General features: G+C 63.4%; 13 protein-coding genes and 1 pseudogene. 13 read left to right on the top strand and 1 reads right to left on the bottom strand.

The window, feature by feature from the left end; all coding sequences use genetic code 11:
- Nucleotides 1–264 precede the first annotated feature (264 nt).
- The 12 genes and pseudogenes from urtA (at nucleotide 265) to ureC (ending at nucleotide 10,428) form a co-directional block, all read left to right on the top strand.
- Entirely contained in the window at nucleotides 265–1,530 is a 1,266-nt protein-coding gene (gene urtA / locus NR164_RS27745; protein ID WP_017849694.1) for an urea ABC transporter substrate-binding protein, read from the top strand.
- A gap of 144 nt (nucleotides 1,531–1,674) precedes the next feature.
- Entirely contained in the window at nucleotides 1,675–3,177 is a 1,503-nt protein-coding gene (urtB, locus tag NR164_RS27750) for an urea ABC transporter permease subunit UrtB (RefSeq protein WP_104904032.1), read from the top strand.
- A complete protein-coding gene (urtC, locus tag NR164_RS27755) occupies nucleotides 3,177–4,256 on the top strand; it encodes an urea ABC transporter permease subunit UrtC (RefSeq protein WP_017849696.1) in 1,080 nt (359 codons plus the stop codon). Before urtB ends, urtC begins: the two co-directional genes overlap by 1 nt.
- Nucleotides 4,253–5,101 (top strand): urea ABC transporter ATP-binding protein UrtD, encoded by an 849-nt coding sequence (urtD, locus tag NR164_RS27760; protein ID WP_046384866.1) that lies wholly within the window; start codon nucleotides 4,253–4,255, stop codon nucleotides 5,099–5,101. The genes urtC and urtD overlap by 4 nt, the downstream gene beginning before the upstream one ends.
- Before the next feature lie 24 nt (nucleotides 5,102–5,125).
- Nucleotides 5,126–5,212 (top strand): annotated as a pseudogene (locus NR164_RS27765) (outer membrane lipoprotein carrier protein LolA); the annotation flags it as partial.
- Between the two features lie 22 nt (nucleotides 5,213–5,234).
- A complete protein-coding gene (gene urtE, locus NR164_RS27770; RefSeq protein ID WP_256823524.1) occupies nucleotides 5,235–5,933 on the top strand; it encodes an urea ABC transporter ATP-binding subunit UrtE in 699 nt (232 codons plus the stop codon).
- 30 nt (nucleotides 5,934–5,963) lie between these two features.
- Nucleotides 5,964–6,803, top strand: a complete 840-nt coding sequence (locus NR164_RS27775) for an urease accessory protein UreD (protein ID WP_198718350.1) — start codon at nucleotides 5,964–5,966, stop codon at nucleotides 6,801–6,803.
- A gap of 145 nt (nucleotides 6,804–6,948) precedes the next feature.
- A complete protein-coding gene (locus NR164_RS27780) occupies nucleotides 6,949–7,251 on the top strand; it encodes an urease subunit gamma (RefSeq protein ID WP_010213535.1) in 303 nt (100 codons plus the stop codon).
- Nucleotides 7,252–7,260: 9 nt separating this feature from the next.
- On the top strand, nucleotides 7,261–7,773 hold the full coding sequence (locus NR164_RS27785) for a GNAT family N-acetyltransferase (RefSeq protein WP_046384868.1): 513 nt from the start codon (nucleotides 7,261–7,263) through the stop codon (nucleotides 7,771–7,773).
- A gap of 5 nt (nucleotides 7,774–7,778) precedes the next feature.
- Entirely contained in the window at nucleotides 7,779–8,312 is a 534-nt protein-coding gene (locus NR164_RS27790; protein WP_256823525.1) for a GNAT family N-acetyltransferase, read from the top strand.
- Nucleotides 8,309–8,614 (top strand): urease subunit beta, encoded by a 306-nt coding sequence (locus NR164_RS27795; protein ID WP_017849702.1) that lies wholly within the window; start codon nucleotides 8,309–8,311, stop codon nucleotides 8,612–8,614. Before NR164_RS27790 ends, NR164_RS27795 begins: the two co-directional genes overlap by 4 nt.
- A 113-nt stretch (nucleotides 8,615–8,727) precedes the next feature.
- Complete coding sequence (ureC, locus tag NR164_RS27800) at nucleotides 8,728–10,428, top strand: urease subunit alpha (protein ID WP_057006066.1); 1,701 nt, start codon at nucleotides 8,728–8,730, stop codon at nucleotides 10,426–10,428.
- A gap of 154 nt (nucleotides 10,429–10,582) precedes the next feature.
- On the opposite strand, the gene NR164_RS27805 is transcribed toward ureC, so the two are convergent.
- Nucleotides 10,583–11,527 carry a DnaJ C-terminal domain-containing protein gene (locus tag NR164_RS27805; protein WP_046384870.1) on the bottom strand — a complete coding sequence of 315 codons (945 nt, stop codon included), beginning with the start codon at nucleotides 11,525–11,527 and terminating at the stop codon, nucleotides 10,583–10,585.
- Between the two features lie 288 nt (nucleotides 11,528–11,815).
- Between NR164_RS27805 and NR164_RS27810 the strand changes: the two genes are divergently transcribed.
- Nucleotides 11,816–13,084: an Hsp70 family protein gene (locus NR164_RS27810; protein ID WP_017849705.1), complete on the top strand. Its 1,269-nt coding sequence runs from the start codon at nucleotides 11,816–11,818 to the stop codon at nucleotides 13,082–13,084.
- Nucleotides 13,085–13,208 lie beyond the last annotated feature (124 nt).

Here is a 13,208-nt window from a genome sequence, read left to right on the forward strand (position 1 = left end):
GCAGTGGCTCTCCCGTGTATTGAATGCAAAGCGCGAATCCCGGAAGACCCGGACAGCAGCGTGGCACCGCATCTCCATGCCCTCTTTCGGGGCTCCCGCCTGCACGACCCTGCGACCGCGAGCCAAAGCGGTGCACCAGGCTTGCCCGCGACACCCAGCGTGACGATTTAAGTGGAGGTTTCGGGCCTTAGGCACAGGCCTTGCTATGCACTCTTCAGCTTCCAACTCTGCCACTAAAAAAATCAAATCCCCGGAGATCGCACCATGAAGCGTCGTAGTTTGCTCAAGGCTTTCACCCTATCGGCATCGATTGTCGCCATGGGCATGACCTGGACCGTGCAGGCCGCCGAGACCATCAAGGTCGGCATCCTGCATTCGTTGTCCGGCACCATGGCCATCTCCGAAACCTCGCTCAAAGACATGGCGCTGATGACCATCGACGAGATCAACGCCAAGGGCGGTGTGAACGGCAAGATGCTGGAACCGGTGGTGGTAGACCCGGCGTCGAACTGGCCGCTGTTCGCGGAAAAAAGCCGGCAGTTGCTGACCCAGGACAAGGTCGCCGTGGTATTCGGCTGCTGGACCTCGGTGTCGCGCAAATCGGTATTGCCGGTGTTCGAAGAACTCAACGGCCTGCTGTTCTACCCGGTGCAATACGAAGGCGAAGAGATGTCGCCGAACGTGTTCTATACCGGTGCAGCGCCGAACCAGCAGGCGATCCCGGCGGTGGAATACCTGATGAGCGAAGAAGGCGGCAGCGCCAAGCGCTTCTTCCTGCTGGGCACCGACTACGTGTACCCGCGCACCACCAACAAGATCCTGCGTTCGTTCCTGCATTCCAAAGGCGTCGCGGATAAAGACATCGAAGAGGTCTACACCCCGTTCGGCCACGCCGATTACCAGACCATCGTCGCCAACATCAAGAAATTCTCGGCGGGCGGCAAGACCGCGGTGATCTCCACCGTGAACGGCGACTCCAACGTGCCGTTCTACAAAGAGCTGGCCAACCAGGGCCTCAAAGCCACCGACGTACCGGTGGTGGCGTTCTCGGTGGGCGAAGAAGAACTGCGCGGCATCGACACCAAGCCGCTGGTGGGCAACCTCGCCGCCTGGAACTACTTCCAGTCGGTAGAGAACCCGGTGAACACCAAATTCGTCGCCGACTGGAAAGCCTACGCCAAGAAACACAACCTACCGGGCGCGGACAAAGCCGTGACCAACGACCCGATGGAAGCCACCTACGTGGGCATTCATATGTGGGCGCAGGCGGCGGAGAAGGCCAAGTCCACCGACGTCGACAAAGTGCGTGAAGCCCTCGCCGGCCAGACCTTCGCCGCGCCGTCGGGTTTCACCCTGACCATGGACAAGACCAACCACCACCTGCACAAGCCGGTGATGATCGGTGAGATCCAGGCCGACGGGCAGTTCTCGGTGGTCTGGCAGACCCAGGAACCAATCCGCGCACAGCCATGGAGCCCGTACATTCCCGGCAACGACAAAAAACCTGATTACGCCGTGAAAAGTAACTAAGCCCCAGCGCAGATCGACATGTGGGAGGGGGCTTGCCCCCGATAGCGGTGGATCAGTCAGCACATGCATTGCCTGACCCACCGCTATCGGGAGCAAGCTCCCTCCCACATAAAGCCGACCCGTGCATGCTCAGGACATTTTGTTATGCCCACTGCCCTCTACCGCTTGATCCTCACGGCCTTGCTGTTGCTGCCTGTTGCCGCACACGCCGGCGACGCCGAAGACTTCCTCGCCGCCAACCCGACGCAACAAGCCAAACTGCTGCAGGACTGGGCCGCCCAGCCCGACCCGGCGCGCATCGAGCTGGTGGACGCGCTGCAACAAGGCCAACTGACGGTCAACGGTGAAACCAAGACCGTGCGCCTGAACAACCGCCTGCGCGGTCTGATCGACAACGTACAGGCCAGCCTGCAACTGCTCGCCGCCGACCCCAAGGTACGCCTGGCCGCCGCGCAGACCCTGCAAAAAACCGCACAACCGGCGCAGCTCAAGTTCCTCGACCAGCGTGTCGCCGCCGAAACCGTCGAGGAGGTACACAGCGCCCTCAGCCTGGCCCTGGCCAACCTGCAACTGGTGGACAGCGACCCGCTGGTGCGCCTGGCCGCCGTGCGTCTGCTCGGCAGCACCGGCGACCCGCTGGCGCGCACACGCCTGGAAACCCTGCTCGCCCCCGGCGTGGAAACCGACGCCGCCGTGCATACCGCCGCCGAGACCAGCCTGGCCCAGGTCAAGCGCAAACTGATGCTGGGCGAGCTGCTCGGCCAGGCCTTCAGCGGCATGTCCCTCGGTTCGATCCTGCTGCTCGCGGCCCTGGGCCTGGCGATCACGTTCGGCCTGCTGGGCGTGATCAACATGGCCCACGGCGAGATGCTGATGCTCGGCGCTTATTCCACCTATGTGGTGCAGTTGCTGATGCAGCGCTACGTGCCGCACGCCATCGAGTTCTACCCGCTGATCGCACTGCCGGTGGCGTTTTTCGTCACCGCCGCCATCGGCATGGCCCTGGAGCGCACGGTGATTCGTCACCTGTACGGCCGCCCCCTGGAAACCCTGCTCGCCACCTGGGGCATCAGCCTGATGCTGATCCAACTGGTGCGCCTGGTGTTCGGCGCGCAGAACGTCGAAGTGGCCAACCCCGCGTGGCTGTCCGGCGGCATTCAAGTGCTGCCCAACCTGGTGTTGCCGTACAACCGCATCGTGATCATCGCCTTCGCCCTGTGCGTGGTGGTGCTGACGTGGCTGCTGCTCAACAAGACGCGCCTGGGCCTCAACGTGCGCGCCGTCACCCAGAACCGCAACATGGCCGCCTGCTGCGGCGTGCCCACCGGGCGCGTGGACATGCTCGCCTTTGGCCTGGGCTCCGGCATCGCCGGGCTCGGCGGTGTGGCGCTGAGCCAGATCGGCAACGTCGGCCCCGACCTGGGCCAGAGCTACATCATCGATTCCTTCCTGGTCGTCGTGCTCGGAGGTGTCGGCCAATTGGCCGGTAGCGTGATGGCCGCGTTCGGCCTGGGGATCGCCAACAAGATCCTCGAACCACAGATCGGCGCCGTGCTCGGCAAGATCCTGATCCTTGCGCTGATCATTCTGTTTATCCAGAAACGCCCGCAAGGCCTCTTCGCACTGAAAGGACGGGTGATCGACTGATGAACCAGCCATTGATGCTCACGGCCACGCAAAAGGCCGGCCCCAAGCTGACGATTGCCGTCGGCGCGCTGATCCTCGGCGTGCTGCTGGCGCTGCCGTTGCTGTCGCTGCTGCCAGCGGACAACGCGCTGCATGTCTCGGCCTACACCCTGACGCTGGTGGGCAAGATCCTCTGCTACGCCATCGTCGCCCTCGCGCTCGACCTGGTGTGGGGTTACGCCGGGATGCTGTCCCTCGGCCACGGCCTGTTCTTCGCCCTCGGCGGTTATGCCATGGGCATGTACCTGATGCGCCAGGCCTCCGGCGACGAGTTGCCGGCGTTCATGACCTTTTTGTCGTGGACCGAATTGCCCTGGTACTGGGTCGGCACCGAGCACTTCCTCTGGGCGCTGTGCCTGGTGGTACTGGCGCCGGGGTTGCTGGCGCTGGTGTTCGGCTTCTTCGCCTTCCGCTCGCGGATCAAGGGCGTGTATTTCTCGATCATGACCCAGGCGCTGACCTTCGCCGGGATGCTGTTGTTCTTTCGCAACGAGACCGGCTTCGGCGGCAATAACGGCTTCACCAACTTCCGCAGCATCCTCGGCTTCGGCATCACCGAACCGGGCACGCGCGCGGTGTTGTTTGCCGCCACCGTGCTGTTGCTGGTGAGCAGCCTGTACATCGGCTGGCGCCTGGCCCGCAGCAAGTTCGGCCGGGTGTTGACCGCCTTGCGCGATGCCGAGAACCGCCTGATGTTCTGCGGCTACGACCCGCGTGGTTTCAAGCTGTTCGTGTGGGTATTGAGCGCGGTGCTGTGCGGCCTGGCGGGGGCGTTGTACGTGCCGCAGGTGGGCATCATCAACCCCAGCGAAATGTCGCCAACCAATTCCATCGAAGCCGCCGTGTGGGTGGCCCTGGGTGGGCGCGGCACCTTGATCGGGCCGCTGCTCGGCGCCGGGGTGGTCAACGGCATGAAGAGCTGGTTCACCGTGGCGTTCCCGGAGTACTGGCTGTTCTTCCTGGGGGCGTTGTTCATCATCGTCACCCTGTATTTGCCCAAGGGTGTGATCGGCCTGTTGAAGAAACGGGGTGAACAATGAGAGTGACTGCGACGGCGGAATTTATGCTCGAACCTATTCTCGACACCGGCAACGGCCGCGACGCGATCGGCATCGGCCAGGCCGCCGGCACGGGCCTCGATACGCGCCACGGCACGATCCTGACCCTGGAAGACATCAGCGTCAGCTTCGACGGTTTCAAGGCACTCAACGCCTTGAACCTCTACATCGGCGTCGGCGAACTGCGCTGCATCATCGGCCCCAACGGCGCCGGCAAAACCACGCTGATGGACGTGATCACCGGCAAGACCCGGCCCAGCCACGGCAACGCCTGGTTCGGCGAAACCCTCGACCTGACTGCGATGAGCGAAGTGCAGATCGCCCAGGCCGGCATCGGCCGCAAGTTCCAGAAACCCACGGTGTTCGAAGCCTTGAGCGTGTTCGAAAACCTGGAGCTGGCGCAGAAGACCGACAAGTCGGTGTGGGCCAGCCTGCGCGCACACCTGAGCGGGGAACAGAAGGACCGCATCGATGAAGTGCTCGACACCATCCGCCTCACCGCCTCGGTGCATCGCCCGGCTGGCCTGCTGTCCCACGGCCAGAAACAGTTCCTGGAAATCGGCATGCTGCTGATGCAAGACCCGCAACTGTTGCTGCTCGACGAACCGGTGGCGGGCATGACCGACGCCGAAACCGAATTCACCGCCGAACTGTTCAAGCGCCTGGCGGGCAAGCACTCGCTGATGGTGGTGGAGCACGACATGGGGTTTGTCGGTTCGATTGCCGACCATGTGACCGTGTTGCACCAGGGCAGCGTGCTGGCTGAAGGGTCGCTGGAACAGGTGCAGGAAAACGAGCGCGTGATCGAGGTATACCTCGGGCGCTGAGTTCGCTTTTTTGTAGGAGCGAGCTTGCTCGCGAAAATCGTTAACGATAACGCGGGCAGCCTGAATGCACGCGGCGCCCTCAGGTTTTTCGCGAGCAAGCTCGCTCCTACAGGGAATTGAGGAGGTTTTGAGAATGCTGCAAGTCGACAAGTTGCACCAGTATTACGGCGGTAGCCACATCCTGCGCGGGCTTTCATTCGAGGTGCAGGTCGGCGAAGTCACCTGCCTGCTCGGCCGTAACGGCGTGGGCAAGACCACCCTGCTCAAGTGCCTGATGGGCCTGTTGCCCGCCAAAGAGGGCGCGGTGAACTGGGAAGGCAAGGCCATCACCGGTTTCAAGCCGCACCAGCGCGTTCACGCCGGGATCGCCTACGTGCCCCAGGGCCGCGAGATTTTCGGGCGGCTGACCGTGGAAGAAAACCTGCTGATGGGCCTGTCGCGCTTTCCCGGCGCCGAGGCCAGGGAAGTGCCGGGGTTTATCTACGAACTGTTCCCGGTGCTGCTGCAAATGAAGCACCGCCGCGGGGGCGATTTGTCCGGCGGCCAGCAACAGCAACTGGCGATCGGCCGTGCCCTGGCCAGCCGGCCGCGCCTGTTGATTCTCGATGAGCCGACCGAAGGCATCCAGCCGTCGGTGATCAAGGAGATCGCGGCGGTGATCAAAAAGCTTGCGGCCCGTGGCGACATGGCGATCCTGTTGGTGGAGCAGTTCTACGACTTTGCCGCCGAACTGGCCGACAAATACCTGGTGATGTCACGCGGGGAAATCGTCCAGCAAGGCCGTGGCGAAAATATGGAACGCGACGGTGTGCGCGGTCTCGTAACCATCTAATCTGTAGCGTCCTAACGATAAGCACACGCCATGAACCTGCCCGTTTCCACTGCCCTGTTCACCCCCAGCTGGCACGCCGAGCTGGAGCTCGGCTACGCGCGTTTCGGCGCCACCACGCGCCCGGTGATGCGCCGCCACCTCGGCCCGCTGCGCGTGCAGAAACACCTGTACGCCGAAGGCCCCGAGGTGTGCCAGCACATCATCGTGCATCCGCCCGGTGGCATTGCCGGCGGCGACCGCCTGGACATCCGCGCCCACGTCGCCGCGGGCGCCTGGGCGCAATTGACCAGCCCTGGCGCGGCCAAGTGGTACCGCGCCAGCGGCCCGGCGTTTCAGCAACTGGAGCTGAGCGTCGAGGCCGGCGCCACCCTGGAATGGCTGCCTCAGGAAACCATCGTGTTCAGCGCCGCCCAGGCCGAACTCAGCACACGCATCGCGCTGCACGGCGATGCGCGGCTGTTGTACTGGGACGTGGTCGCCCTCGGCCGCCCGGCCAGCGGCGAGCGCTTCGACCTCGGGCACTTTCAATCGCACCTGGATATCCGCCGCGACGGCCAGTTGCTCTGGCACGAACGCCAGCGCATTGTGGGCGACGATGGCTTGCTCGACTCACCGATCGGTCTGGACGGACAACCGGTATTCGCCACCCTGTTGCTGACCGGTGATATCGAGCCTGAATTACTCGAACACTGCCGCGCCCTGCCCCACGCGGTGCGCGGCGACCTGACCCAACTGCCCGGCTTGCTGGTCGCCCGCTGCCTGGCCAGCGAGGCGCTGCTGGCGCGGGGCTGGTTGATTGATTTATGGAAATTGTTACGCCCGGCAGTACTTGGCCGAGAGGCCGTGGCACCGCGAATCTGGAGCACATGAAGATCAACATGTGGGAGGGGGCTTGCCCCCGATAGGGGAGTGTCAGGCAATGCATCTGTCACTGACCCACCGCCATCGGGGGCAAGCCCCCTCCCACACTTGATCTTCAGTGATTTTACGAATGTATTTCACGACGGACTGAACCATGGACCTGACCCCACGGGAAAAAGACAAACTGCTGATCTTCACCGCAGGCTTAGTTGCCGAACGGCGCCTGGCGCGTGGTGTGAAGCTCAACTACCCGGAAACCATCGCCTACATCTCCGCCGCGCTGATGGAAGGCGCCCGCGACGGCCGTACCGTGGCCGACCTGATGCACTTTGGCACCACCCTGCTCAGCCGCGAGCAGGTGATGGAAGGCATCCCGGAGATGATCCCGGATATCCAGGTGGAAGCCACCTTCCCCGATGGCACCAAACTGGTGACCGTCCACCAACCCATCGCGTGAGGCCCAGCCATGATTCGTGATGCAACCGAGCAAGACCTGCCAGCGATCCGCGACATCTACAACGACGCGGTGCTGAACACCACGGCGATCTGGAACGAACAGCCGGTGGATCTGGCTAACCGCCTGGCCTGGTTCACTGCGCGCCAGGCGCAGCGCTACCCGATCCTGGTCGCGGTGGAAAACCACGAAGTGACGGGCTACGCCTCGTTCGGCGACTGGCGCCCCTTCGAGGGTTTTCGCTACAGCGTCGAGCACTCGGTGTACGTGCGCAACGATCAGCGCGGCAAAGGCCTCGGCCCACGCCTGATGCAAACCCTGATCGAACGCGCGCGCGCCGGCGGTAAACACGTGATGGTCGCCGCCATTGAAAGCGGCAACCAGGCCTCGCTCCGCCTGCATGAGCGCCTGGGTTTCAGCACCACCGGGCAGATGCCGCAAGTGGGCATCAAATTCGGCCGCTGGCTCGACCTGACCTTTATGCAACTGACCTTGAATCCGGGCGCCGAACCGCCCCAGGAGTGAGATCGATGAACGCCGCGCAACTGCGTCGAGTCAATGCTGAAAGTTTTGCCCACTATCGCCAGGGCTTGATCGAGCTGTTGCTGGATGCGGTCAGGCACGGCGCGTCGATCGGCTTCATGGCCGACTTCGATGAGGCCCAGGCGCGTGCGTATTTGCACGGCGTGCAAGCGAGCATCAAAGACGCCAGCCTGTTGCTGTGGGTGGTGGTGCGCGACGAGCGGGTGATCGCCAGCGTGCAACTGGCGCTGTGCCAGAAAGCCAACGGTCTGAACCGCGCCGAAGTGCAAAAACTGCTGGTCCACAGCAGCGCCCGCCGCCATGGCCTGGGCCACCAGTTGATGCACGCCCTGGAACTCGCCGCGCGCCAACACAAGCGCGGCCTGCTGTACCTGGACACCGAAGCCGGCTCCGAGGCCGAAGCCTTCTACCAGGCGCTGCGCTACACCAAGGTCGGTGAACTGCCCGATTACTGCCAAAGCCCGGACGGGCGCTACAGCCCGACCGCCATCTACTACAAGACCCTGGGGCAACCTGCATGATTCCTGGTGAATTTCAGATCCAGCCTGGCGACATCGAACTCAACGTCGGCCGCCGCACCGTCAGCCTGAGCGTGGCCAACAGCGGCGACCGGCCGATCCAGGTGGGCTCGCACTATCACTTTTTCGAGACCAATGACGCGCTGACCTTCGACCGCGCATTGAGCCGCGGCATGCGCCTGAATATCCCGGCGGGCACCGCGGTGCGGTTCGAGCCGGGGCAGAGCCGTGAGGTCGAGTTGGTCGACTTCGGCGGTGGGCGGCGGGTGTTCGGGTTTGCCGGGCGGATCATGGGCGACCTTTAGGGCCTCATCGGGGGCAAGCCCCCTCCCACAGTTGGAATGCATTCCCATGTGGGAGGGGGCTTGCCCCCGATAGCTGACTCACATTCAACATAAATTTTTCAGGGCAACCACACATGAAAATCAGCCGCCAAGCCTACGCCGACATGTACGGCCCCACCGTCGGCGACAAGGTCCGCCTGGCCGACACCGAGTTGTTCGTCGAAGTGGAGCAGGACTTCACCGTCTATGGCGAAGAGGTCAAATTCGGCGGCGGCAAGGTCATCCGCGATGGCCAGGGCCAGAGCCAATTGCTCGCCCATGAAGTGGTCGACACGTTGATCACCAACGCGCTGATCATCGACCACTGGGGCATCGTCAAGGCCGACGTCGGCCTCAAGAACGGTCGCATCCACGCCATCGGCAAGGCCGGCAACCCGGATATCCAGCCCGGCGTGACCATGGCCATCGGCGCCAGCACCGAAGTGATCGCCGGTGAAGGCATGATCCTCACCGCCGGCGGCATCGACAGCCACGTGCATTTCATCTGCCCACAGCAGATCGAAGAGGCACTGACCAGCGGCGTCACCACCCTGATCGGCGGCGGCACCGGCCCGGCCACCGGCACAAACGCGACCACCTGCACCTCCGGCCCGTGGCACCTGGCGCGCATGCTGCAGGCCAGCGACTCGTTCCCGATGAACATCGGTTTCACCGGCAAGGGCAACGCCAGCCTGCCGGAGCCGCTGATCGAACAGGTCAAGGCCGGCGCCATCGGCTTGAAGCTGCATGAAGACTGGGGCACCACGCCCGCGAGCATCGACAACTGCCTGAACGTCGCCGACCAATACGATGTGCAGGTGGCGATCCACAGCGACACCCTCAACGAGTCCGGCTTCGTCGAAACCACGCTGGCCGCGCTCAAGGGCCGCACCATCCACACCTACCACACCGAAGGCGCCGGCGGCGGCCATGCACCGGACATCATCAAGGCCTGCGGCTTCCCCAACGTGCTGCCCAGCTCGACCAACCCGACGCGGCCGTTCACGCGCAACACCATCGACGAGCACCTGGACATGTTGATGGTCTGCCATCACCTCGACCCGAGCATCGCCGAAGACGTGGCCTTCGCCGAAAGCCGCATCCGCCGCGAGACCATCGCCGCCGAAGACATCCTGCACGACCTCGGCGCATTCTCGATGATCAGCTCCGACAGCCAGGCCATGGGCCGCGTCGGCGAAGTGATCACGCGCACCTGGCAAACCGCCGACAAGATGAAAAAACAGCGCGGCGCCCTGCCCGGCGACGGCCCCGGCAACGACAACTTCCGGGCCAAGCGCTACATCGCCAAGTACACCATCAACCCGGCGATCACCCATGGCATCAGCCATATCGTCGGTTCCATCGAAGTCGGCAAATGGGCTGATCTGGTGCTGTGGCGGCCGGCGTTCTTCGGCATCAAGCCGACGCTGATCCTCAAGGGCGGCGCGATTGCCTCAAGCCTGATGGGTGATGCCAACGCCTCGATTCCCACGCCGCAGCCGGTCCACTACCGGCCGATGTTCGCCAGCTTCGGCAGCGCCCTGCACGCCACCAGCCTGACCTTTATCAGCCAGGCCGCCGCGGACGCCGGCTTGCCGCAAGCCTTGGGCCTGAAGAAGCAGATCGCAGTGGTCAAGGGCTGCCGCGACGTGCAGAAAACCGACCTGATCCACAACGACTACCTGCCGCACATCGAGGTGGACCCGCAGACGTATCAGGTCAAGGCCGACGGCGTGTTGCTGTGGTGTGAGCCGGCGGATGTGCTGCCGATGGCGCAGCGCTACTTTCTGTTCTGAAGCGCCCTACGCCACGCTGGCGCTGCGCCCCATCGCCCGGAGGGAACGGGGCTTGAGCGTGGGCCATGAATAGCGCCTCATTGTGAAAATGAGCAGCTTATTCATGGCCCCCACGGGCCTGGGCCTAACTCTGCAAGACCGCCGCCCTGGCGGGTCAGGCGTTCCAGCCTTTGCGCGGATCGAAGGCGGCGCTGTCGGCCAGCGCCTTCCACAACCCGAGCACCTCCTCGCTGGCTTCTTTGGGCATCACCACTTTGAGCTGGATGAACAGGTAACCGCGCTGGCCACTCTTGTTCAGCAGGCCATGGCCCTTGGCGCGCATGCGCTGGCCGTTCTGGCTGCCGGCCGGGACCTTGAGGTTGATCTTGCCGGTCAGGGTCGGCACCGCGACTTCGGTGCCCAACGCCAGCTCCCACGGTGCCACCGGTACGGTGATCACCAGGTTTTCGCCTTCGACCTCGAACTTGGGGTGCGGCGCGAACTTGACGATCAGGTACAGATCACCATTGGCCCCGCCGCCAACGCCCGGCGCGCCCTGGCCCTTGAGGCGGATGCGCTCGCCGTCGGTCACCCCGGCAGGGATCTTCACGTTCAGGCTCTTGGTGGTGTTGCTGACATGCCGGCCCGAGGCGTCGTATTGCGGCACCTGGAAGCTGATCTGCTTGGACTCGGTCGACAGCGTCTCCTCAAGAAACACCGACAGTTGCATCTCCACGTCCTGGCCCTTGCGTCCGGTACTGCGGCGCTGACCGCCACCGAACGCATCGCCGCGCCCGCCGAAGATCGAACTGAAGAAGTCCGAGAAGTCGCCCGTGTCCTGGCCGCCGCCATAGCCGCCACGGCTCTGCCAGCCCGGTGGGCCCTGGAACGGCTGGCCATGCTGGCCGTATTTGCGCAACTCGTCGTACTCGGCACGCTTGTCGGCACTTTTCAGCGCTTCATAGGCTTCGGACGCGTCCTTGAACTTGGCCTCGGCGTCTTTTTCCTTGCTCACGTCCGGGTGATATTTGCGCGCCAGCTTGCGATAGGCGGCCTTGATTGCCTTGTCGTCCGCTGTCGGCTCCACGCCAAGGATCTTGTAATAATCTTTAAAGTCCATCTGGGGGGTCACCCTCCGTCATCGATATCGCACAGCCAAGGGCACAGCATGCGCCGGTTTGCAGCGTTTGGATTGACTGAACTCAATCCCAAGCCGATGGATGCGTCTGAGTAGTTTATCGGCACCGCACGAATAACCTTGCAGCCGCCGACCGTATGCTGGACAAGTTGGGGGCAAACCCCGCTCTTTCAAGGCGCGCCGCCGGCTATTTAACAGATCGTTGGCCTACGCATCTGCACGCGGGTGGCATACACTGCGCGGCCGTTTTTCAACCGGAACCCGATAGACATGAAAAACCCATCCCCAGCCCGTGCCTGCGGCATCGACTTCGGCACGTCCAACTCCACCGTCGGCTGGATTCGCCCCGGCATGGAAACGCTTATCGCGCTGGAGGACGACAAAATCACCTTGCCGTCGGTGGTGTTCTTCAACTTCGAGGAGCGCCGCCCGGTCTACGGTCGCCTGGCGCTGCACGAATACCTGGAGAACTACGAAGGCCGGCTGATGCGCTCGCTCAAGAGCCTGCTGGGTTCCAAGCTGATCAAGCACGACACCAGCGTGCTGGGCACTGCGATGCCGTTCACCGACTTGCTCGCGCTGTTTATCGGCCAACTCAAGAGCCGCGCCGAAGCCACCGCCGGCCGCGAGTTCGAAGAAGTGGTGCTGGGTCGCCCGGTATTTTTCGTCGATGACGACCCGATGGCCGACCAGGAAGCCGAGAACACCTTGGTCGACGTGGCGCGCAAGATCGGCTTCAAGGACATCTCGTTCCAGTACGAACCGATTGCCGCGGCCTTCGACTACGAGTCCACCATCGAAAAAGAAGAGCTGGTGCTGATTGTCGACATCGGCGGCGGTACCTCGGACTTCTCGCTGGTGCGCCTGTCGCCGGACCGTCGCCACAACGACAACCGCCACGACGACATCCTCGCCACCGGCGGCGTACACATCGGCGGTACCGACTTCGACAAACAACTTTCGCTGGCCGGCATGATGCCGCTGTTCGGCTACGGCAGCCGCATGAAAAGCGGCGCGTACATGCCCACCAGCCATCACATGAACCTGGCCACCTGGCACACCATCAACTCGGTGTACTCGCAAAAATCCCAGTTGGCCCTGGGCAGCATGCGCTATGACATCGAAGACACCGGCGGCATCGACCGCCTGTTCAAGCTGATCGAACAGCGGGCCGGGCACTGGTTGGCGATGGAAGTCGAAGAAACCAAGATCCAGCTGACCCACGAAGACAGCCGTCATGTGCTGCTCGACCGGGTTGAGCCGGGCTTGAGCGTAGACCTGAGCCGCACGTTGTTCGAGTCGGCCATCGACGGGCTGCTGGAGCGCGTGCGCAACAGCGTCACCCAATTGCTCAGCGACGCGTCGGTGGATGTGGCGCAGGTGGACACGGTGTTCTTTACCGGCGGTTCCAGCGGCATTCCGGCGCTGCGCCACAGCATCTCGGCGATGCTGCCGAATGCGCGGCATGTGGAAGGGAATATCTTCGGCAGTATCGGCAGCGGGTTGGCGATCGAGGCCAGCAAGCGCTACGGCAGCTGATACCGTCGCACTGCCCCCCTGTAGGAGCGAGCTCGCTCGCGAAGGACGCCAACGATAACGCGGGCTGTCTGACGGCGCGCGGTGCTCTTGGGTTTTTCGCGAGCAAGCTCGCTCCTACAGCAGA

The sequence above is a fragment of the Pseudomonas sp. Pse79 genome (assembly GCF_024519615.1).
Taxonomy (GTDB): Bacteria; Pseudomonadota; Gammaproteobacteria; order Pseudomonadales; family Pseudomonadaceae; genus Aquipseudomonas; species Aquipseudomonas veronii.

What these genes read in the sequence shown, in the direction of transcription:
- urtA (WP_017849694.1), top strand. Translation starts at nt 265, where the DNA reads ATGAAGCGTCGTAGTTTGCTCAAGGCTTTCACCCTATCGGCATCGATT.
- urtB (WP_104904032.1), top strand. Translation starts at nt 1,675, where the DNA reads ATGCCCACTGCCCTCTACCGCTTGATCCTCACGGCCTTGCTGTTGCTG.
- urtC (WP_017849696.1), top strand. Translation starts at nt 3,177, where the DNA reads ATGAACCAGCCATTGATGCTCACGGCCACGCAAAAGGCCGGCCCCAAG.
- urtD (WP_046384866.1), top strand. Translation starts at nt 4,253, where the DNA reads ATGAGAGTGACTGCGACGGCGGAATTTATGCTCGAACCTATTCTCGAC.
- urtE (WP_256823524.1), top strand. Translation starts at nt 5,235, where the DNA reads ATGCTGCAAGTCGACAAGTTGCACCAGTATTACGGCGGTAGCCACATC.
- NR164_RS27775 (WP_198718350.1), top strand. Translation starts at nt 5,964, where the DNA reads ATGAACCTGCCCGTTTCCACTGCCCTGTTCACCCCCAGCTGGCACGCC.
- NR164_RS27780 (WP_010213535.1), top strand. Translation starts at nt 6,949, where the DNA reads ATGGACCTGACCCCACGGGAAAAAGACAAACTGCTGATCTTCACCGCA.
- NR164_RS27785 (WP_046384868.1), top strand. Translation starts at nt 7,261, where the DNA reads ATGATTCGTGATGCAACCGAGCAAGACCTGCCAGCGATCCGCGACATC.
- NR164_RS27790 (WP_256823525.1), top strand. Translation starts at nt 7,779, where the DNA reads ATGAACGCCGCGCAACTGCGTCGAGTCAATGCTGAAAGTTTTGCCCAC.
- NR164_RS27795 (WP_017849702.1), top strand. Translation starts at nt 8,309, where the DNA reads ATGATTCCTGGTGAATTTCAGATCCAGCCTGGCGACATCGAACTCAAC.
- ureC (WP_057006066.1), top strand. Translation starts at nt 8,728, where the DNA reads ATGAAAATCAGCCGCCAAGCCTACGCCGACATGTACGGCCCCACCGTC.
- NR164_RS27805 (WP_046384870.1), bottom strand. Translation starts at nt 11,527, where the DNA reads ATGGACTTTAAAGATTATTACAAGATCCTTGGCGTGGAGCCGACAGCG.
- NR164_RS27810 (WP_017849705.1), top strand. Translation starts at nt 11,816, where the DNA reads ATGAAAAACCCATCCCCAGCCCGTGCCTGCGGCATCGACTTCGGCACG.